The following is a 20,020-nucleotide window of genomic DNA, read 5'->3' as shown; positions in this document are numbered from 1 at the left end:
GCCTTCAACTTCTCAAACAAAAAAGCCCTGCTAAGCAGGGCCTTCATCTATATTTGAAACATTAAGCTTATACACTTGCATGCGGATGTCCGTTACCGGCTCCCTGCTTTTTAGCTACCATATTTTTAATGTTGTCTGGAACATACTCGTCGTACAATTTTTGTCCTTTCTCTTTCCAGTTACTGACCATATCCTTTCTTTGTTGTTCGCTCATTTGAGAATACTTGTAGTAAGCATAAGCAGCCGCACCAGCTACCAATAATGAGCCGATGCCTAATCCTCTACGTGCCATAATTATACGTTTATTAGGTTATAAAATTATTATCTACATCTATTAGCAATAAAATATCGTACCGTATTCAGCAGGGCTTTAAAATTGGCATTTGCCGATAACTCCAATTTGCTTTTCAGCTTTAGGGTAGCATTTGCCGCATTTCTGACCACAGCTTAAATGGCACTTATTTTTTTACCCCATTTTATTTAAGCTCTACCATTAATTCATCATGATTTTCATCAAGCATTCATCTCCATTCTCCTCCTAATCTTATACAATCCCGCTAATCCTAGTTCTTAAAATCCTTTTAATCTTAGGCCAACCTCCGCTGGAATAGCGTTTGTTAGTGTAATTTTCAGGCTTCGCAAAATGAGGTCCACACGTATGAAAACGATGATGACGATGTTGAAAAGCTGTTTGGCAGGTTGCCTTCTATTTTCGGCTACCTTACAGGCCCAGGTTGCCAATTATCCAAAGGGTTATTTTAGAAACCCACTGAATATACCCATGCAGCTGGTAGCCAACTTTGGAGAGTTGCGCACCAACCACTGGCACATGGGGCTAGACATACGTACGCAGCAAAAGGAAAACTTACCAGTATACGCTGCTGCCGATGGCTACATTGCCCGCATTAAGATTGAACCCTTTGGTTTTGGAAGGGCCATCTATATTAATCACCCCAATGGGTTGACCACCTTGTATGCGCACCTGAACGATTTTGCGCCCGCTATTGAGCAATGGGTAAAAGAACAACAGTATAAGCAACAAAGCTGGGCGGTAGAGTTAACGCCTCCTCCCTCTCTGTTTAAATTAGCCAAAGGCGATTTTATTGCTTATAGTGGTAATACGGGTGGCTCTCAAGGGCCACATGTGCATTTTGAGATCCGTGAGACAGCTACTGAAAAATGTTTGAATCCTTTGTTGTTTGGTTTCCCCATTGCCGACGCAGTACCACCATCATTGGTACGGTTGGGTATGTATGACCGCAATCGTAGTGTATATGCCCAGTCACCGCAATTGATTGGCTTGCGCAAAACAGGTACAGGACTCTATAACCTGGTAAAAGCAGCTCCCATTAAAGTGGGCACGGATAGAATCAGCTTTGCTTTGGGCGCAGTCGATTATTTTACAGGTTCTACCAACCCGAATGGTATTTATAGTGCCCGCATTTTATTAGATAATGTATTGCAGTCAGAATTTATTCTAGACACTATCAGCTATAATGACACGCGCTATATGAATGCGCATATAGATTATCGTTACGAAGCTTTAGTGGGTCCTTACCTGCAGCACTTAAGCCGCATGCCGGGCGATATCACAAACATCTATACAGTTACCCCAACAGAAGGTGTACTGCAGCTGAATGATACAGCAGTACATACTGTACGCATAGAAGTGCGCGATGCTGCACAAAATCTTTCTACACTAAACTTTGATGTGCAGTACGATGCCCGCCTTGCCAGGACTACCGCTGTTACAGGTGAAAAATGGTACCCGCAACAGGTGAATGTATTTGAGGCCACTGACTTTGAGGTTTTTTCTACAGAAAACACATTATATGATACCGTGAACGTAGCCTATAATGCTAACACGGCGACCTATGCTTCTAGCAGTGCCTCTATTTCTCCGTTACATACGTTTTTACAACCTTCGATCCCATCGCACGACAATATCACTGTGCGGCTAAAGATCACTTCTCCACTTAGTAGTGAAGCCATGGACCGCATTGTGATCAAGAATGTATCGGGCAGCCGTACGTACGTAGCTAAAGCCTTGCCCCAACGAGGGGATTGGGTTTCAGCCAAGTTCCGGCAGTTTGGTACGTTCCAGGCATTTCTGGATACCATTCCTCCTACTATCAATGCGCCACAGGCCGATCTTTCCCGTGCTACGCGTTTGGTATTTACACCTAAGGACAACTTTAATGAGATCAAGAGCTTCCGCGCCGAAGTGGATGGCCAATGGCTACGCTTTACTAACGATAAGGGTAAGGTGTGGAGCTACAAGTTTGACGAAAAGTTCCCTGCCGGTCAGCACGAGCTAAAAGTAACTGTGGAAGATGAAGCAGGTAATGTGACTACACAAAGCTGGCAAGTGACTCGATAAAGGCTAAGCAGCTCCTACACGTGAAACGTCAAACGTCAAACGTGAAAAGGGGCCCAGCGCACGCAACCCGTAGATCAACCGCTTTAAAATAAAAAAGCATTCCCGTAAAAGGAGTGCTTTTTTTTATAGACAACCCCAATCTATTACAGGACCAACACCCCTAATATTTCCCTTAAATTTCTCCCTTTTACCGTTCTTTCTTCATGGTTCCTTCAGGGACTCTTCCCAGTAACGTCATACTAACCTGTGGGTGTCCTGTAGGTTCACCCGTACCTCACCCGTATATCACCCCCTCCCCACCCGATACCTCACCCGTATCATCCCACCCCAAAGCCGGTAGAAATCCAATCAGAAATAGTAAAGAAAAGTGTAATAAGAAGAGCCGAAATTGCTCTGAAAGAGAAGACGATAAAGATACAAAAAGCTATCCCGATCTCAAACCAATTTCAAATTCTAAACCTCAAATCTCAAATCCCTTAATCTGCGATTATCTTTGCGATCCTTAATTATTAGATGATATGGCTACGCATTTAACAGTGGGTGAGAAAGCACCGGTATTCAAAGGAAAAGATCAAAACGGTAACAAAGTATCCCTTACCGATTTCAAAGGAAAGAAAGTAGTGGTCTTCTTCTACCCTCAAGACGATACTCCAGTGTGTACGGTACAGGCCTGCAACCTGCGCGATAATTTTGAGGTGTTGCAAGAGAAAGGTTATGTAGTGATTGGCGTCAGCCCAGATGATAGCGCCAGCCATGCAAAGTTTCAAGCCAAATTCCAATTGCCTTATACCCTTATTGCCGACCCGGATCATACCATAATTAACCAATACGGTGTTTGGGGTGAAAAAAATATGTATGGCAACAAGTTCATGGGTCTACTCCGCACCACGTTTGTCATAGATGAAAAAGGTATTATACATAAGATCTTTAAAAAGCCCAGGACGAAGATGCATGCAGAAGAAATCATGAAGTAATGGAGTATCTTGGTGGTATCCTATACTGCTATGAGAACAATATTCTATTTACTGATTCTATTTGTATTTCTTGGTTGTAAGAAAGACCAATCCACTGAAGGCCAGGTAACAGGTACCTGGTTTTTTAAAGAAGGAATATATGGTACGGGAGGCCCTCCCACTACACCAATCAAGGCAGATCCAGCTCATCCGGTAAAATTGTTATTTAGAAAGGACGGTTCTTTTTTTATAGATGAACTACCTCGTTTAACCTCTTTTCAAGTTAGGTTAAATGAAGATCACTATGACCGATATCAATTACTTCCTAATAATCAAATTCGTTTTTATAGCAGCACTAACAAAGAGGAATTCATTTGTGATATTGAACTAGGTAAAGAGCTAAAAATTCATCAGCTGTACTGTCGCGAAGGCTGTTCTGACTTTTTTGCTAGAAAATATTGAGATGTAATAACTCCTATTGGCCTTATGCGTGCAGCGTATAGCTTGCAGCTTCCCTTACTCAAACACCCATTCCACCTCCCCTACTGAAAAGCGCTCTTCTACAGCCTGCCCGGTGATGAGCTCACCAGCAGTAGACACCCCTTGAATGTAAGTTTCGAACACACGGGCATCTTTGCGCAGCTTTACTTTCTCAAATCGCTTGTATAATACGGCATGGAAATCATCCACCACTTGCTGTTTGTTTACCTGCAATTGCCTGACAGTTGCCTCAATGGAGCTACATAGTTCCTTGGCCAAGGCCACGATGTCATACTGTTTGCCGGTGATTTGCTTTAAAGAAGTAGCCCGCAGGCCCAATTCACCAAAATCGGTTTGATTAATATTTATACCAATCCCAATTATGGCGTATTTCCAGGTGGCACCTGTTAATATATTCTCAATTAATATCCCTCCTGCCTTTCTGTCACGCCAGTATAGATCATTGGGCCACTTAATATATACATCTTCTATAGCGTAGCGGCTATAAAAGCGCTGCACACCTAATGCCACAGCCATACTTAGAAAGAAAGCTTCCGATAAAACCAAGCCCTGCGGCTGCAGAAGAATACTGAGCGTTATGTTCTGCCCGGCAGCCGTTTCCCAGGCTTTTGTGCGCTGCCCCTTGCCCTTAGTTTGATGGTGTGCCAGCACAACGGTACCTGATTGTGCCATACCCGCATGCGCTAGGGCGGTGGCATAGTTGTTGGTGCTATCTACCTGTTGCAGTTCTATAAATGGATTACCAATAGTAGTAGTGTTGATAGGTGCCAATTTGTACTTACTTTTGGCACAAAGCTATAATTCCATTTTATTCCATATCTTTTAAAGAACCGCAGCCCATTTTTAAACCATAAATGAAGTAGTATTTGGAACGAATAGGTGTTTTATCGAAAAGAAAAAAAGGTGTTACCCGGTTAACCCGCAGTTCTAAGATTATTAAAACTATTATAAACGCTATACAGGATAAAAAAGGCGAAAACATTGTTTCACTGGACTTACGTAAAATTCCGGAAGCAGTAGCCGACTTCTTTATCATTTGCGAAGCCACTAACCAACCACAAGTAAGAGCCATAGCCGACAATATAGAAGATGAAGTAAAAAGCCAATGTGGAGAATATCCTTATCACCATGAAGGAAAGGATAAACTTCAGTGGGTGCTGATCGACTATGTCAACGTTGTGGTACACGTCATGCTGCCGGATAGCCGTAAGTTTTACAAGTTGGAAGATATGTGGAGTGATGCCGCGTTAGAAGAGCATAAGGATTAACAACTCAGAATTGTTAATTACATACACAGACGATCCTAGTATTAGATAAAAGTTATTATTTAGAAGCATTCAATTATTTTTAGCACAATGTCACAAGATCCATATAAACAAGACAACAGATCCCGGCTTCCTAAGTTCTCGCGTCCTAGCGGCGAAAACGGCGACAACGGATCTCGCAAAGGTCCGAAGTTCAGTATCTATTGGGTATACGCTATCATCTTTGCTGTATTGATTGGCTTTCAGTTCATGAACCCATTTGGTGCTACTTCTGGTAAAACCAATATTGAGCAGTTCAAACAAATGGTAGCGGCTGGTGATGTAGAAAAATATGTCATCGTAGATAACCGCGATATGGTACGGGTTTATTTAAAACCAGACCGTGTTAGCAAATACGCCAACAATAGCAACACCTCTTCCGGCAAGCTCAACGAAGAAGGCCCGCAATTGTATTTTAAAATAGCTTCTAACGAGGATGTTAGAAAAGAAATGAGCGATTATTATGCTCAGGCTAACATACCCGTGCAAAATCAGCCCTCTTCAGATGTAGAGAATGAAACCAACTGGTTCAGTCCTATTCTGCAAACCATTCTGCCGATCCTGATCTTTATTGGTATCTGGATTCTGCTGATGCGCAAGATGGGTGGTGGTGCTGCCAGTGGTGGCGGCCCCGGAGGCATTTTTAATATTGGTAAATCTCGTGCTACCCTTTTCGACAAAGGCACTCGTGTAAATATTACGTTTGCCGACGTAGCTGGTCTAGATGAAGCCAAAGTAGAAGTAATGGAGATCGTAGACTTCCTGCGTAATCCTAAAAAATATACATCCTTAGGTGGTAAGATTCCAAAAGGCGCCTTATTGGTAGGCCCTCCGGGAACTGGTAAAACCCTTTTGGCTAAAGCTATGGCTGGTGAAGCCCAGGTTCCGTTCTTTAGCTTGAGTGGTTCAGACTTCGTAGAAATGTTTGTGGGTGTGGGTGCCAGCCGTGTACGTGACCTGTTCAAACAAGCCCGCGAAAAATCACCTTGCGTAATCTTCATCGATGAAATTGATGCAATTGGTCGTGCCCGTGGTAAGAACATGATGATGAGCAATGACGAACGTGAAAGCACCCTGAACCAGTTGCTGGTAGAAATGGATGGCTTTAGCGGTGAAAGTGGCATCATCGTTCTGGCGGCTACTAACCGTCCAGATGTATTGGATACTGCCTTACTGCGTCCTGGTCGTTTTGACAGACAGATCTCTATTGATAAACCAGACGTAAAAGGCCGTGAAGCGATCTTTAAAGTACACCTGAAGCCTATTAAGGTTTCTGAACATGTAGATATTCATAAACTGGCAGAACAAACACCTGGCTTTGCTGGTGCTGATATTGCCAACGTATGTAACGAGGCAGCCCTGATTGCCGCACGTAAAGGAAAGAGCGCTGTAGATATGAGCGACTTCCAGGATGCGGTTGATCGTGTGATAGGTGGTTTGGAAAAGAAAAACAAGATCATTTCTCCAGAAGAGAAAAAGATCATTGCTTATCACGAAGCGGGTCACGCGATCTGTGGTTGGTACCTGGAACATGCTTATCCGCTGCTGAAAGTAACAATCGTACCAAGAGGTACAGCGGCGTTGGGTTATGCGCAATACACTCCAAAAGAGCAATACCTGTATAACACAGACCAGTTGTTGGATCAGATTTGTATGACCCTTGGCGGTCGTGCTTCTGAGCAGATCTTCTTTGGTAAGATTTCTACCGGTGCACAGAACGACCTGCAGCAGATTACCCGCATTGCCTATTCAATGGTAACGGTATACGGTATGAACAATAAAGTGGGTAACATCAGTTTCTACGATCCTCAACAAGACAACTCCTTCACTAAGCCTTATTCAGATGAAACGGCTAAGATCATTGATGAAGAAGTACGTGCCTTGATTGATGATGCTTATGCTAACACCATTAAGCTGCTGACTGAAAAGCGCGCCGACGTGGAGAAACTGGCAGAAGCCTTATTAGATAAAGAGGTACTATTCCAAAGCGATGTGGAAGCGCTGATTGGCAAACGCCCATTTGAAGAGAAAAAATCCTTGGATGTAGATGATGATATTCCACACCCACACAGTGGTGGTATCAGCGAGGGCGTTCCACCATACGATCCGGATGTTTTAAATCAACAACCCGCTGCTAAATGAGCACCACTTCAAAAAACAACATCTTAAAAAAAATACGATTGGCGTTGACACACTCAACGCCAATTCCTTTTCCGCAAAGTGAGGGCACAAGCCCTGTAGTACAGCCCTTACAACAAGACATCGTAGTTGAATTTGCCGAGCAGTTTACCAACCTCCAAGGCAAATTCCAGTTTTGTACGGATGCATCGGAGCTACATCATAATCTTGCTGTTTTAGTGACGCAACATGAGTGGACAAAAGTGTATTGTGAAGATGAACAATGGAAAAGCCTGGTACAGGAACGCGTGTGGACCGATGATATCGTTACCTGCGACGCCTCTATTACTTCCTGCGAATTATTAGTAGCCCGTACTGGCAGTATAATCTTGAGCAGCAAAAATAGCGGCCGCATTACCAGTGTTTATGCTCCTGTACACATCTGTATTGCCTTTACTTCACAGCTTGTGTACGATATTAAGGATGGATTGGTACAACTTAAACAGAAGTATAAGGGTAAGCTGCCTTCGTTTATTACGCTGGCTACAGGCCCTAGCCGTACGGCCGATATTGAGAAGACCCTGGTAGTTGGCGTGCACGGCCCTAAAGAAGTTTATGTTTTTTTGGTAGATGATATATCCTAATCTTGCGCATGCAAATTCCGGCCGGCAAAAAAGTTTATTTCTTATCTGATTTTCACTTGGGTGCCCCCAATGCTGAAGCCAGCTTGGAGCGGGAGCGCCTGGTTATAAAGTTTCTGAATGAAATTCAACATGAAACAGCCGTTCTGTTCATTGTTGGAGATATGTTTGACTTCTGGTATGAATACCGGAAGGTGGTTCCCCGCGGTTATGTACGCTTATTTGGTAAACTGGCTGAATTCACAGATGCTGGTATTCCTGTACACTTCTTTGTAGGCAACCATGATATGTGGATGCGGGATTACTTCCAGAAAGAACTCAATATTCAAGTGTATTACGAGGCACATGAATTTATATTTAACAACAAACTGTTTCATGTAGCCCATGGTGATGGATTAGGACCAGGTGACCATAAATACAAGTTTCTAAAAAAGATCTTCCGTAACCCAGTGTGCCAGTGGCTGTTTGGTATTGTGCCTTCTCGAGTTGGCATTGGTACGGCCGATTACTTTAGCCGTCGCAGCCGTAAAGCAACAGGTCACTCCGAGGAAGAATTCCACGGTGAAGACAAAGAATGGTTAATTATATATAGTAAAGAAGTACTGGAGCAAAAGAAAGTTGACTTCTTTGTGTTTGGTCATAGACATTTACCCATTGATTTTCGTCTACCCAATAACAGCCGGTATATTAACTTAGGAGACTGGATCAACTATTTCACCTATGCGGTATTTGATGGTTTGGATATCAGCCTTAAGTCATATACAGGTTTGGATCATAAAATAGTAACCGTTAATTGAGAACGCTTTCCTACATATTTCTTTTCCTGCTCTGTACCAGTACTGTTAAAGCACAGGACAGCCTGTTTCGTTTGCGTAAAACATTAAAGATTACCGGAGCACAACTGGCTGTCGATAACCTGGATAATCTTTATGTACTAAGCAACAATGAGCAATTAAAGAAGTATAGTCCCAATGGAGATTCCATTGCTGTTTACAATGAGGTAAAGCGCTTTGGCAAGCTACATACCCTGGATGCCACCAACCCACTGAAGCTATTGCTTTATTACAAAGATTTTGCAACCGTTGTTATTTTAGATCGTGTGCTAGGCCTACGCGCCAGCCTTGACCTGCGACGCCATAATATTCAACAGGCTAGCGCTATTGGTCTTTCCTACGATAACAATATATGGGTATTTGATGCACTGAATTATAAACTGAAAAAAGTAGACGAGCAAGGCAATCAACTCATGGAGACTGAAGATTTCAGAGCCTTGTTTAATACCAGCTTTCAACCCACCACTATCATTGACCAAAACAACAGTTTATATCTGTACGATCCGGCAATAGGTGTCTATCAGTTTGATCATTTTGGTACATTTCAAAAGAAATATCCAATTACCAAGTGGCAAAACATTGCTGTTGTAGGTAAGCATATTGTGGGCATTACGGGTAGCGCTCTGCATGCTTTTAATACATCTACATTATTACAGCAACAGTATCAGTTTCCTTCTTCATTTGGCTCCTTTTCACAGTATATCATTGGTAATACAGCGTTGTTTGGCTTGGGGAAAGAGAGTGTACAGGTGTATTCTTTTCAATTTTAGTGCATATGGGTTCCTAATTTTATGAACCATTTGAAGGCGATCAGCTATGAAAGAGGTTTTTCTAAATAATCCGGTAGAAGAGTATATAATAACGGCAGGCATTATTTTCCTGATCTTATTAAGTAACCGTGTTCTCTCGCGTCATATAGCACAGTTTACTTTTCAAGCTTTTCAACGCAACTGGAAAGCGTTTGATCAGCAAACATTTGTAGCCTTAGTGGTCAAGCCCCTAAGTCGTTTTCTAGTGGTGTTTACATCAATCGTTGCTCTTTATAGGCTTGAGTTTCCTAAGAGCATTAATGTTACCATTTATAAATATACGCTTGCCCAAATTATTCAAACCATTGGCACCGCGGCAATGATTATCACTTTCATCTGGATGCTTATCCGCCTGATTGATTTCTTTGCATCAGTGCTGGAACGACGTGCTATGGTATCGGCAGATCAAAGTGATAACCAGCTGATTCTTTTCTTTAAAGACTTCTTTAAAGTATTGGTGGGAATCATTGGTTTTTTAATGGTACTGCACTTTGCATTTAGTTACAACATTGGAACATTACTTACCGGCCTGAGTATAGTGGGTGCGGCGGTAGCCTTAGCCTTACGAGAAAGCCTGGAAAACCTGATAGCCTCGTTTGTCATATTCTTTGATAAGCCCTTTACTACCGGCGACCTGGTGAAAGTGCAAAACATTACCGGCAACGTAGAACGCATTGGCTTACGCAGCACACGTATACGTACGGAACAAAAAACCTATGTAACTGTTCCCAATAAACAAATGGTAGATAGTATACTGGATAACCTATCGTTGCGCTCACAGCGTAAAAATGACCTGCACCTTCACATTAGCTTACAGACCCCGTCAGAGAAAGTAGAACAAGCCATAGCAGAAATGAAAACCTATTTATCCAAAGTAACCGACTTGTTAGGATATAATGTGTTACTCAGTGATATCAATGCCCAGGCAATTGTTATTCATATTGATTTCTCTACCCTGCCTATTGATATCAATCGCTTTAATACCATTAAGCAGGCCGTAAACCTTTTTGCTATCCAAACACTGGAAAAACTGGATATCAAGATTGCCGGAGCGGTAGCGCCAGCGCCGATCGCCCCCGGCCCCTAAAGGGGAGATCCGCGCGGCGGAAGCTATGCAGAATATTGAACAAGGAACAAGGAATAATGAAAGAAGAAGTGGAGGAAATGTTCAATGCGCAATGTTCAATAATCAATGATTAGTAATTAATAATTATTGATTATTGAAGAAGAGTGTAAATACATAAGCACTCCTTAAGTGGAGTGCTTATGTTATGTAAGAGTGTTTGATCTTCTGGTTTTGAGCGCTGGCTCTCCTCCCCTTCGGGGAGGTCGGGAGGGGACTGCTTGCAGCGTGTAGCTTGCAGCTCTCTTTCAGGTTTGACGTTTCACGATCCTTACGCTATTTCTTCCCGCTAATGATCTCACCAAGCTCTTTATCCACCATACCGTATTTGCCCCACTCAACCACACGGCCAATCTCTTTACCATTCTTTAAAACAATAAACGTAGGCACATGGTCTACATTAAAGGCTTCAGATAAGTGATTGATCGTTTTTTTATTGTGATCTACACCCAACAACGTGATATGATCTTGTGAAAATCCGGCGGCATCTGCTAACGCAAATATCTTAGGCAGAATGAGTTTAGTATCATCACACCATGTGCCACCGAAGGCTAAGATGTGAATGCTGTCTTTGGCGTTTTTAAAAGCTTCCAATGCGGTCGAATAGGGTGTATATCCTTTCTGGTTGTTTAAAAACCACTGAAAAGAAGAATCGGTAACCAACTGTTGCTGCGTTATAAAGCCCTTGAGCACTTTATTTCCGCTGGCATCTTTAGATACTTCTGCGGTTTGCGACCACGCCGCTACAGCAAAAAAACTGGCTATAAATAGGGTGACTAATTTTTGCATAAGGAAACTGTTGTTTTCAAAGTTAACATGTAGGCACAATCAGAATGGAGGGAATATGTTAAAGGTTTCAGGTTTCAAGTCTAAAGTTTAAGGTTGTTGAAAACTGTAATGTCTTTAGTAATATAAGGAACTTCAAACCTTAGACATTAACCTTTAAACGTATTACAGGTTCGCTTTTAACTCTAGTAAGAAATTCCGCATGCGTTGAAGCGATTGAATCATTTCATACTTTGCTTCTGCCTGCTTTCCACTTTTGATATAGTCTTTAGCGCCTTCTATCGTAAACTTTCGGCGACGTACCAAGTCATGGATCAATTGAATGTTCTTTACGTCCTTAGGTGTAAAAAAGCGGTCGCCTTTACGGTTCTTCCGTAATGTAAGATCGAATTCCTTTTCCCAGAAACGCAGCAAGGAGCCTTTTACATTGAACATTTGCGCCACCTCCCCAATGGCATAGTATTGCTTCTGAAACAGCTCTTCATCAGGGGGTACATTTACCAGGTCGGCCTCTTCTTCCAAGGCTTTTAATGATTTGCGTCCGCGCTTTCCTTTTGGCTTTTCTATAGGTACAGGGATAGGCCTACCTGACAGGAATTCTTGTTCTCCTGTAGTTTCATTTTCGTCAGAGAAATCAAACAGTATTTGTGGTAGTGGTCCCTTAGCCATGGAGCAAAGATACCCCCTGTCCCCCTAAAGGGGAGACTTAGGTCTAGCAGACTTTTTATTATGCTTTTATCTTTATAAGCAAACCATAATAAGAACGCCTCCTAATGGGAGGCGTTCTTATTTGTACTAGTATCTTAATGAATGGATTTTATAGAGAAGGAAACATTGATCTAAGTCTCCCCTTTAGGGGGACAGGGGGTTAATCAAAACTCTGGTTCGATGCCTGTGCTCTCTTTAATAAGGCATCAAACTGTTGAGGGCTAAGGTCGTTATAGAAAAAGTAAACGGGATCGAGCTTTTGGCCATTCTTATGCACCTCGTAGTGGCAGTGCGGGCCTGTAGATTTACCTGTTGAACCCACATAACCAATCACCTCTCCGCGCGTTACTCTTTGTCCGCTACGCGCTTTCACCCGCACCATATGACCATACAGGGTCTCGTATCCATACCCATGATCAATAATGACATGATTACCATAACCAGCGTCACTATAGGTGGCCAGCTTTACCGTGCCATTAGCAGTGGCGTAAATAGGGGTGCCCTGCGGCGCCGAGAAGTCAAGACCCGCATGCAGCTTAGGCGTTTTATAAATAGGGTCTATACGATAACCGAAGCCTGAAGCAATACGGTTCAGATCCTTGTTACTCACTGGCTGAATAGCAGGGGTTGCGCTAAGTAATTTTTCTTTATTCTTTACTAATACCGCTAGTTCGTCATACGATTTCTTCTGAGCAGTAATGCGGCTGGTCAGGTTATTGAGGGAACCATAAATAGAGCGTACCAGTTCATTGTCACGCATATTTTCCACTTTGGTAATCTCCTTTTCTCTTTCTAAGGCATTAGCACGGGCTGTATCAGGAATGGGAGCCGCTTCAAAAATGGTACGATATACGTCATTATCGCGCTTTTCCAGTTCCTTCATTTGCTGCTGCAGCTCATCTATTTCCTTACTAAGGTCCTGGTATTGGTACTTCATCCGCTCATTATCAGACCTAATCAGCTTTTCTGTTGGAGAACCAACAAACTGAAAAGCGAAATAGGAAATCAGAGCAGAAGTAACCAACGCTGTAGCTATGAAGGCAAAAATGCGCAGGAGCTTCACCCGCAAGGGGGTAATCAGCTTTTCATAACGCAGTGTATGAGTATTATAGTAGTATTTGATTTTTTTCATGGTGGCGGTTCTTCATCCGTATTCAAAAGGGCGTAATGGATTAACGTTTAACGATATTCTTCCCGTTCTATTATCTGGCGAATTAGGCCTTTTTCACCTTTTCCAATTCACGTTTCACGATTTACTAATCGTTACCTTTGCCAGCCTCCGCTTAGCGGGGAAAGCAAATATATCGATTACGAGAAAACCAATCAGATAAAGCTATGTTGACCAGTGCAGCCATCCGCTCTCAGTTTTTAGAGTTTTTCCGCTCCAAACAGCACCTGATCGTGCCTTCAGCACCTATTGTTGTAAAGAACGACCCTACCCTAATGTTTACCAATGCGGGCATGAACCAGTTCAAGGACTACTTCCTGGGCAACAAAATAGCACCGAATCCGCGCATTGCCGACACTCAGAAGTGTTTGCGCGTAAGCGGTAAGCATAACGACCTTGAAGAAGTAGGTGTAGACCATTACCACCATACCATGTTTGAAATGCTGGGCAATTGGAGCTTTGGCGATTACTTCAAGAAAGAAGCTATTGAGTGGAGTTGGGAATTACTGACCAAGGTATTTCAAATACCAGTTGACCGCCTGTATGTAACCGTATTCGAAGGTGATGCTAAAGAAGGTCTTCCTAAAGATGAAGAGGCAGCTGCTGAATGGAAAAAGTGGATAGCAGAAGACCGTATTCTGCTTGGCAACAAAAAAGATAATTTTTGGGAGATGGGAGATACAGGCCCCTGTGGACCTTGTACCGAAATTCACGTAGATACACGTCCCGATGAAGAAAGGCAAAAAGTGGATGGCAGAACATTAGTAAATGCAGACCACCCGGAAGTAATTGAGATCTGGAACAACGTATTCATACAGTTTAACCGCCTGAAAGACGGCAGCCTGCAACCGCTGCCAGCCAAACACGTTGATACAGGTATGGGCTTTGAGCGTTTAGTACGTGTATTGCAAAACAAAAATTCCAACTACGATACAGATGTCTTTACAGGCCTTATCGAAAAAATAGAAAGCATTAGTGGCCAAGGCTATGGCAAAACGGATAATAAAAGCGATGTAGCGTTTCGTGTAATTGCTGATCATATCCGCGCCATCTCCTTTACCATAGCTGATGGGCAGCTGCCATCCAATACAGGTGCCGGTTATGTAATTCGCCGTATTTTAAGAAGAGCGGTACGTTATTATTATTCTTACCTGAACTACCAGCAACCTTTGTTGTTTCAGCTAGTTCCTGCTTTAGCAGCCCAGTTTGAAAATGTATTCCCTGAACTGCACCAGCAGCAACAGTTTGTAACCAAAGTGATTCGGGAAGAGGAAGAAGCCTTCTTACGCACTTTAGAAAAGGGCTTGAAACGCATTGAAGATATAATCGGCCAGGCCAAAGGAAGTATCGCCGGCAAAGACGCTTTTGAATTGTATGATACTTATGGTTTCCCTTTTGACCTTACTCGCCTGATCGCTGCTGAAAGAGAATTGACCATTGATGAAGAAGCGTTCAACAAAGAAATGCAGCAGCAGAAAGAACGTAGCCGTGCGGCCACAGCTACTGATACAGAAGATTGGGTAGTTGTAAATGAAGATGCCAGCAATTCACAGTTTGTAGGCTATGACAGTTTGGAAGCGAAAGCCAAAGTACTGCGTTATCGTAAAGTAAAGGCAAAAGGCAAAGAGGCCTACCAGCTGGTGTTAGACAAAACGCCTTTCTATGCAGAAAGTGGTGGCCAGGTAGGTGATACCGGCCAACTAATTGTAAATGGTACCACTATCAATATTGTTGATACCAAGAAGGAGAACGACCTGATTATACACTTCGCAGAAAAGCTACCCGCCGATCTTAATGGTGAAGTAACAGCGCACGTAGATGCTGACAAGAGGAAACGCACTGCTTTGCACCATAGCGCTACGCACTTATTGCATGCTGCTTTACGTAAAGTATTAGGCACCCATGTGGCTCAGAAAGGCTCACTGGTGAATGCTGATTATTTGCGCTTCGACTTCTCGCATTTCTCCAAAGTGACAACAGAAGAACTGGCTGAAGTTGAAAAGATCGTTAATGAAAAAATCCGTGAGAATATTCCTGTAGTCATTAAGCAAATGTCGAAAGACGAAGCTGTTGCTATGGGTGCTATGGCCTTATTTGGAGAGAAGTATAGCGATACCGTTCGTGTAGTTACTATGGATCCTTCCTACTCTATTGAATTATGTGGTGGTACTCACGTAGGTGCAACAGGAGAGCTTGGCTTTTTCAAAATTACTTCAGAGGGTGCTGTAGCTGCTGGTGTACGCCGCGTAGAAGCCATTTGTGGAGCAGCAGCCGAACAATATATAAATGATCAGCTAACGCAGTTAGCTACAGCTAAGGAGGCATTAAAGAACCCTAAAGACCTGGTAAAAGCTATACAAGGGTTGAACGAAGAAACAACTACCTTAAGAAAGCAATTAGAGCGCTTTGAACTGGCAGCTCTTCAAACACTTCGTGATACGTTATTAAATCGCGTACAGGAAGTTGGTGGCGTAAACTTTATAGGCGAAGTAGTAGAAGTGAGCAATGCAGATGCTTTGAAAAAACTGGCCTTTGAGTTAAAGCCCCGTTTAACTGATTATATAATTGTTCTGGTGGCTAATATAGAAGGCAAGGCCAGCATAGTTCTGCTATTTGATGAAGCAAAAGCAGCAGAAATGGGCTTGGATGCAGGACAAATCATTAAAAAACAAGTAGCTCCCCTGATTAAAGGTGGCGGCGGTGGTCAAAAAACCCTGGCAACTGCCGGTGGACAAGACGCTTCTGCCCTTCATCAAGTAATTGAAGCCGTAAAAGGGCTGTTATAATCCGCTCAACAAATTAACAATTGCGAAAGTTTTCGTAATACAGAAAACCTTTCTATATTTGATCTACGAAATTAAACGTAGAAAAATTTGAGCTTATGAATCAATATTTTATTAAAGGATTCGTGATGATGGGCATCGCCTTAGTTACCGTACCGGCATTTGCTCAGAAAGAGAAAGACAAGAGTGATAAAGATAAGAGCGATAAAGAAAGACAAACCATCGTTATCAATCGCTCAGGTGATGTGAATGAGAAAACCGTTATTGAGATTACTGGAGACAAAGTAACCATTAACGGAAAGGAAGCTAAGGGTAATAATGATGTATCGGTAAATGTTCACCGATATAAAGATTATACCAACCTCAGCCCATCTCCAGACGTTTGGAATATGCAATTTGATACCAACGCATTTTCACTTTTATCAGAAGACTCCAATCGTGCTATGCTTGGTGTAGTTACAGATGAAAATGATAAAGGAGCTGAAATATCTACTGTTAGTAAAGAAAGTGCAGCAGAAAAAGCCGGATTAAAAGAAGGTGATATCATAACCAAGATTGATGACAAGAAGATAGAAGGTACAGAAGATGTAACGAAAGCTGTTCAAGCCCATAAACCAGGCGATAAAGTAAAAATCACTTATTTAAGAGACGGTAAAGAAAAAACAACAACAGCAGAATTAAGCAAATGGAAGGGCGTAAATATTAGAGCCATAACAGCCCCCCGTGTACCAATGCCGCCAGTAACACAGTACAGAGGCAATGCCTATGTATATGGTGGACGTCCAAAATTAGGACTGTCTGTACAAGACACTGAAGATGGTAAAGGTGTAAAAGTATTAGAGGTTGATGACGAAAGTGCAGCCGCTAAAGCAGGCATCAAAGAGGGTGATATTATTACTCATGTAGGAGAAAATGAAATTGAAGGCACTGACGAATTACGCAGAGAGGTTTCGCGCAGCAGCCAACAGTTCTCTTACACCTTTAAAATATTGCGTAATGGCAAACCTCAAACTATTGAAGTTAAAATCCCACGTAAGTTAAAAACCGCTGATCTATAGTTTCTCTATTATATATTGTGCATGCAAAGCCGGATGTCTATCCGGCTTTTGTATTTTAAGAAATTGGCTGCAGGCAAATAGGCTATTTTTGCTGAACTTAAACTTTTATAAAATCATTTTCGATGCATAATCCGAATAAATGGCTTGGCCTATTTAGTGTTGTCCTTTTTATAGGGTGTAGTGAAAAAAGCGGCGATAATTTTACTGTAAAGGGAACTATCAAAAATGCGCATGCTGATGTTATCTTCCTTGAAGAGGCTTCAATTGGCAGTATGCAACCTATAATTGTGGATTCGGCTAAAATTGGGAAAGATGGCAGCTTTACGCTTCAAACCAATGCCAAAGAAGAAAACCTGTATGTTTTACGACTAACACAACAGGTAAATCCTGTAGCCACCGTTATCAACGACGCTTCAACAGTTACTGTCACAGCAGATGTAGCGAACGTACAGCAACCTTATGCTGTAAATGGTTCTCCAGCCAGCCAAGCACTTGTAGACTTTATCAGTAAGAGTAACACGCAGTTGTCTTCAATTTATTCAATGAGTGTACAACTGGATAGTTTAAGTCACCAAAAGAATGCCGATAGTATTATAAATGTAGCTGGTGCACAAAAGAAAGCTGCTGTTACCGCCTATAAGAACTTTGTAGATGATGTTTTAAATAAGAGCAATAGCCCCTCACTTTCAGTATTTGTGTTGGGATCTTATCAAAGCTACGCTTCAAACGCTGGCTTAGGCCTGGAGCCCTTCTCTCCTGCTCAAACTGCAGATGTTATCAACAAAACAGCAAGCAAGTTTCCAACACACACTGGCTTAGCTAGCATACGTAACACTATGCAACAAAGCCAGGCACAGCAATCGGCAGTAGCCGCTGGTGGAAGTCTTTTAAATAAACCAGCGCCCGATTTTACTTTGTCTGATGTTAATGGTACTCCTGTTTCACTTTCCTCTTTTAAAGGCAAATACGTGTTAGTAGATTTCTGGGCTAGTTGGTGCAAGCCTTGCCGCATGGAGAATCCTAACGTGGTGCGCGCCTACCAACAGTTTAAGAACAAGAACTTTACGGTGCTTGGTGTTTCTTTAGATAAGGAAAAGAATGCCTGGACAAGCGCTATTAAAAACGACGACTTAACATGGACACATGTAAGTGACTTGAAGTATTGGGATAGCATGGTAGTGCCAATGTATAATATTGAAGGCATACCTTTTAATGTGTTGCTAGATCCAAACGGTATTGTAATTGCGGAGAATCTGAGAGGAGAAGAATTAGTGCAGAAGTTAGCAGAAGTAGTAAAATAGCTTCTAACATTCTTAAATAAAAAAGAGCCGCTGATGATCAGCGGCTCTTTTTTATTTAAGAATATCACTCCTCTCTTAAAGAGGATTTTGTACCATAGCAGGGTTGGCATTCATTTCATCTTGAGGAATTAACCACTCCCACTTTTTATCTCCGGCAGGAACGTTTAATGTTACTGCAACGGTGGTATTATGGTTTGCTCCTGTTCTATCTAATGCACTATTTGTACGTTTTAAGTCGAAGAAACGGAAACCTTCACCCCAAAGTTCAATTCTACGTTGTTGCATGATCTCTGTAATTAAGGCATCTCCTGTATTGGTAGACTTTACATAAGCTGCATCTCTGCTTTTAACTAATGTAAATAAAGCATTCTGAGCTTCAGTAGCTTTACCAGCTCGGGCATTTGCTTCTGCTTCAATCAAGTACATTTCTGCTACACGCATATATACAACGTCTCCAACACTTACATTAACATCTTTTACTTTATACTTTACACTTGTATAAGGGTACTTTGTACCACTTGCAGGAGGTGTAACACCAGCAGGAGTCCATAACTGCTTACGGAAGTCGGTTGCAGTGATGGCATTGTATAATTTAGAATTAATAGAGCGTGGATTAGTTCTTGTAGCATTAGAACTAAAGTTAGATGACATGTATGCAAAGTAAGAGTAGAAGAAAGTACCTTGGTCGGTAGGAATTATGCTACCCCACATCCACTCTGGGTTAGTAGCATCACTAAATCCAGCAAGGTATTGTGTTTCGTTCATTAAAGAAAAGCCTGTTCTGGCTTCTGCAGCAAACTTGGCAGCGTTTGTCCAATCCTGTTGCGTTAAAGCTACACGTGCCTTGATACCCTTTACAACATTTACATTAAAATGTGACTTAAATGTTCTTGTATAACCAGTTAAGTTTGTGATAGCATCATCCAAATCTTTATTGATTTGTGCATACACTTCTTCTACAGTAGCACGTGGTTGACCTGTAGTTGTATTTGTCAGCAATAAAGGTACACCTAACTGATTATTAGGTTTAGTAGCAGCGTCATAACGCTTACCAAAAAGCTGCACTAAATTAAAATGTGCCCATGCACGATAAGCCAAAGCTTCGCCCTTAATAATCTTCTTCTCGCTATCAGGTCCTGATGCTTTATCAATATTATTAATTAGCATATTCGCATTGGCAATAATGCGGTAGTAAAAGTAATAGGCAAAATAAGCTTGGCTACTGTTAGCATTACGGTGAGCATCCCAACGATACAATGCCTGAAAAAAGGTCGTTGTTGATGTTGAGTTATTAATCAAGTCTTCCCCAAGATTATCAACGTTTATCATCATAGAGCCGTGTCCAGCCTCATCCTGATTGAAGTATTGGTTCCACATGATGCGATGCAGACCATTTAAAGCAATCATTGAGTTGGTAGTTGTTGAAAACAATGACTCATCTGCTACCTGCCCAGTTGGCGCTGTATTTAGGTAGTCTTTTTTACAGGAGCTAAAGCCTACGGCTGCTCCCAATATCATAAAATGTATAAGCTTAAACTTTTTCATACTCGTTTG

The 20,020-nt window shown here is 42.1% G+C and carries 18 protein-coding genes; 12 read left to right on the top strand and 6 right to left on the bottom strand.

Annotated features, from left to right (window positions below):
- Nucleotides 1-67: 67 nt before the first annotated feature.
- Nucleotides 68-292, bottom strand: coding sequence for a hypothetical protein (locus tag SY85_RS18925; RefSeq protein ID WP_066406512.1), 225 nt, complete (start codon nt 290-292; stop codon nt 68-70).
- Nucleotides 293-658: 366 nt separating this feature from the next.
- Here SY85_RS18925 and SY85_RS18920 point away from each other — a divergent pair, with 366 nt between their 5' ends.
- From SY85_RS18920 to SY85_RS18910, 3 genes are all read left to right on the top strand, one after another.
- Nucleotides 659-2,380, top strand: a complete 1,722-nt coding sequence (locus SY85_RS18920) for a peptidoglycan DD-metalloendopeptidase family protein (protein WP_158513005.1) — start codon at nt 659-661, stop codon at nt 2,378-2,380.
- Between the two features lie 518 nt (nt 2,381-2,898).
- Nucleotides 2,899-3,354 carry a thioredoxin-dependent thiol peroxidase gene (gene bcp, locus SY85_RS18915; protein ID WP_066406510.1) on the top strand — a complete coding sequence of 152 codons (456 nt, stop codon included), beginning with the start codon at nt 2,899-2,901 and terminating at the stop codon, nt 3,352-3,354.
- A gap of 30 nt (nt 3,355-3,384) precedes the next feature.
- A complete protein-coding gene (locus tag SY85_RS18910; protein WP_066406509.1) occupies nt 3,385-3,795 on the top strand; it encodes a hypothetical protein in 411 nt (136 codons plus the stop codon).
- A 54-nt stretch (nt 3,796-3,849) separates the two neighbouring features.
- Here the strand turns inward: SY85_RS18910 and SY85_RS18905 are convergent, their stop codons facing one another.
- A complete protein-coding gene (locus SY85_RS18905; RefSeq protein WP_082886602.1) occupies nt 3,850-4,605 on the bottom strand; it encodes a biotin--[acetyl-CoA-carboxylase] ligase in 756 nt (251 codons plus the stop codon).
- A 95-nt stretch (nt 4,606-4,700) separates the two neighbouring features.
- Between SY85_RS18905 and rsfS the strand changes: the two genes are divergently transcribed.
- From rsfS to SY85_RS18875, 6 genes are all read left to right on the top strand, one after another.
- Nucleotides 4,701-5,102, top strand: a complete 402-nt coding sequence (gene rsfS, locus SY85_RS18900; protein WP_082886600.1) for a ribosome silencing factor — start codon at nt 4,701-4,703, stop codon at nt 5,100-5,102.
- 87 nt (nt 5,103-5,189) lie between these two features.
- Nucleotides 5,190-7,280, top strand: coding sequence for an ATP-dependent zinc metalloprotease FtsH (ftsH, locus tag SY85_RS18895; protein ID WP_066406507.1), 2,091 nt, complete (start codon nt 5,190-5,192; stop codon nt 7,278-7,280).
- On the top strand, nt 7,277-7,900 hold the full coding sequence (locus SY85_RS18890) for a LutC/YkgG family protein (RefSeq protein WP_066406505.1): 624 nt from the start codon (nt 7,277-7,279) through the stop codon (nt 7,898-7,900). Before ftsH ends, SY85_RS18890 begins: the two co-directional genes overlap by 4 nt.
- A gap of 8 nt (nt 7,901-7,908) precedes the next feature.
- Nucleotides 7,909-8,694 carry a UDP-2,3-diacylglucosamine diphosphatase gene (locus SY85_RS18885; protein WP_066406504.1) on the top strand — a complete coding sequence of 262 codons (786 nt, stop codon included), beginning with the start codon at nt 7,909-7,911 and terminating at the stop codon, nt 8,692-8,694.
- On the top strand, nt 8,691-9,500 hold the full coding sequence (locus SY85_RS18880; protein ID WP_066406503.1) for a hypothetical protein: 810 nt from the start codon (nt 8,691-8,693) through the stop codon (nt 9,498-9,500). The genes SY85_RS18885 and SY85_RS18880 overlap by 4 nt, the downstream gene beginning before the upstream one ends.
- Before the next feature lie 46 nt (nt 9,501-9,546).
- Nucleotides 9,547-10,626 (top strand): mechanosensitive ion channel family protein, encoded by a 1,080-nt coding sequence (locus tag SY85_RS18875; RefSeq protein WP_066406502.1) that lies wholly within the window; start codon nt 9,547-9,549, stop codon nt 10,624-10,626.
- A gap of 312 nt (nt 10,627-10,938) precedes the next feature.
- On the opposite strand, the gene SY85_RS18870 is transcribed toward SY85_RS18875, so the two are convergent.
- From SY85_RS18870 to SY85_RS18860, 3 genes are all read right to left on the bottom strand, one after another.
- Nucleotides 10,939-11,451: a thioredoxin family protein gene (locus tag SY85_RS18870; protein WP_066406501.1), complete on the bottom strand. Its 513-nt coding sequence runs from the start codon at nt 11,449-11,451 to the stop codon at nt 10,939-10,941.
- A gap of 162 nt (nt 11,452-11,613) precedes the next feature.
- Complete coding sequence (locus tag SY85_RS25190; RefSeq protein ID WP_082886599.1) at nt 11,614-12,117, bottom strand: MerR family transcriptional regulator; 504 nt, start codon at nt 12,115-12,117, stop codon at nt 11,614-11,616.
- A 199-nt stretch (nt 12,118-12,316) separates the two neighbouring features.
- The gene (locus SY85_RS18860; RefSeq protein WP_066406500.1) at nt 12,317-13,288 is read right to left on the bottom strand and encodes a M23 family metallopeptidase; all 972 of its coding nucleotides are present in this window, start codon (nt 13,286-13,288) and stop codon (nt 12,317-12,319) included.
- Between the two features lie 203 nt (nt 13,289-13,491).
- Between SY85_RS18860 and alaS the strand changes: the two genes are divergently transcribed.
- The 3 genes from alaS (at nt 13,492) to SY85_RS18845 (ending at nt 18,466) form a co-directional block, all read left to right on the top strand.
- Nucleotides 13,492-16,110, top strand: coding sequence for an alanine--tRNA ligase (gene alaS / locus SY85_RS18855; protein ID WP_082886597.1), 2,619 nt, complete (start codon nt 13,492-13,494; stop codon nt 16,108-16,110).
- 95 nt (nt 16,111-16,205) lie between these two features.
- A complete protein-coding gene (locus SY85_RS18850) occupies nt 16,206-17,165 on the top strand; it encodes a PDZ domain-containing protein (RefSeq protein WP_066406499.1) in 960 nt (319 codons plus the stop codon).
- Nucleotides 17,166-17,287: 122 nt separating this feature from the next.
- Nucleotides 17,288-18,466: a TlpA disulfide reductase family protein gene (locus SY85_RS18845; protein ID WP_066406498.1), complete on the top strand. Its 1,179-nt coding sequence runs from the start codon at nt 17,288-17,290 to the stop codon at nt 18,464-18,466.
- Nucleotides 18,467-18,541: 75 nt separating this feature from the next.
- On the opposite strand, the gene SY85_RS18840 is transcribed toward SY85_RS18845, so the two are convergent.
- A complete protein-coding gene (locus SY85_RS18840) occupies nt 18,542-20,011 on the bottom strand; it encodes a RagB/SusD family nutrient uptake outer membrane protein (RefSeq protein ID WP_066406496.1) in 1,470 nt (489 codons plus the stop codon).
- Nucleotides 20,012-20,020: the final 9 nt, after the last annotated feature.

The organism is Flavisolibacter tropicus, from assembly GCF_001644645.1.
GTDB classification, from domain to species: Bacteria; Bacteroidota; Bacteroidia; order Chitinophagales; family Chitinophagaceae; genus Flavisolibacter; species Flavisolibacter tropicus.
This window is presented reverse-complemented; position numbering and strand designations above follow the sequence as displayed.

Coding starts and splice junctions, on each gene's coding strand:
- SY85_RS18925 (WP_066406512.1), bottom strand. CDS start 292: ATGGCACGTAGAGGATTAGGCATCGGCTCATTATTGGTAGCTGGTGCG.
- SY85_RS18920 (WP_158513005.1), top strand. CDS start 659: ATGAAAACGATGATGACGATGTTGAAAAGCTGTTTGGCAGGTTGCCTT.
- bcp (WP_066406510.1), top strand. CDS start 2,899: ATGGCTACGCATTTAACAGTGGGTGAGAAAGCACCGGTATTCAAAGGA.
- SY85_RS18910 (WP_066406509.1), top strand. CDS start 3,385: ATGAGAACAATATTCTATTTACTGATTCTATTTGTATTTCTTGGTTGT.
- ftsH (WP_066406507.1), top strand. CDS start 5,190: ATGTCACAAGATCCATATAAACAAGACAACAGATCCCGGCTTCCTAAG.
- SY85_RS18890 (WP_066406505.1), top strand. CDS start 7,277: ATGAGCACCACTTCAAAAAACAACATCTTAAAAAAAATACGATTGGCG.
- SY85_RS18885 (WP_066406504.1), top strand. CDS start 7,909: ATGCAAATTCCGGCCGGCAAAAAAGTTTATTTCTTATCTGATTTTCAC.
- SY85_RS18875 (WP_066406502.1), top strand. CDS start 9,547: ATGAAAGAGGTTTTTCTAAATAATCCGGTAGAAGAGTATATAATAACG.
- SY85_RS18870 (WP_066406501.1), bottom strand. CDS start 11,451: ATGCAAAAATTAGTCACCCTATTTATAGCCAGTTTTTTTGCTGTAGCG.
- SY85_RS25190 (WP_082886599.1), bottom strand. CDS start 12,117: ATGGCTAAGGGACCACTACCACAAATACTGTTTGATTTCTCTGACGAA.
- SY85_RS18860 (WP_066406500.1), bottom strand. CDS start 13,288: ATGAAAAAAATCAAATACTACTATAATACTCATACACTGCGTTATGAA.
- alaS (WP_082886597.1), top strand. CDS start 13,492: ATGTTGACCAGTGCAGCCATCCGCTCTCAGTTTTTAGAGTTTTTCCGC.
- SY85_RS18850 (WP_066406499.1), top strand. CDS start 16,206: ATGAATCAATATTTTATTAAAGGATTCGTGATGATGGGCATCGCCTTA.
- SY85_RS18845 (WP_066406498.1), top strand. CDS start 17,288: ATGCATAATCCGAATAAATGGCTTGGCCTATTTAGTGTTGTCCTTTTT.
- SY85_RS18840 (WP_066406496.1), bottom strand. CDS start 20,011: ATGAAAAAGTTTAAGCTTATACATTTTATGATATTGGGAGCAGCCGTA.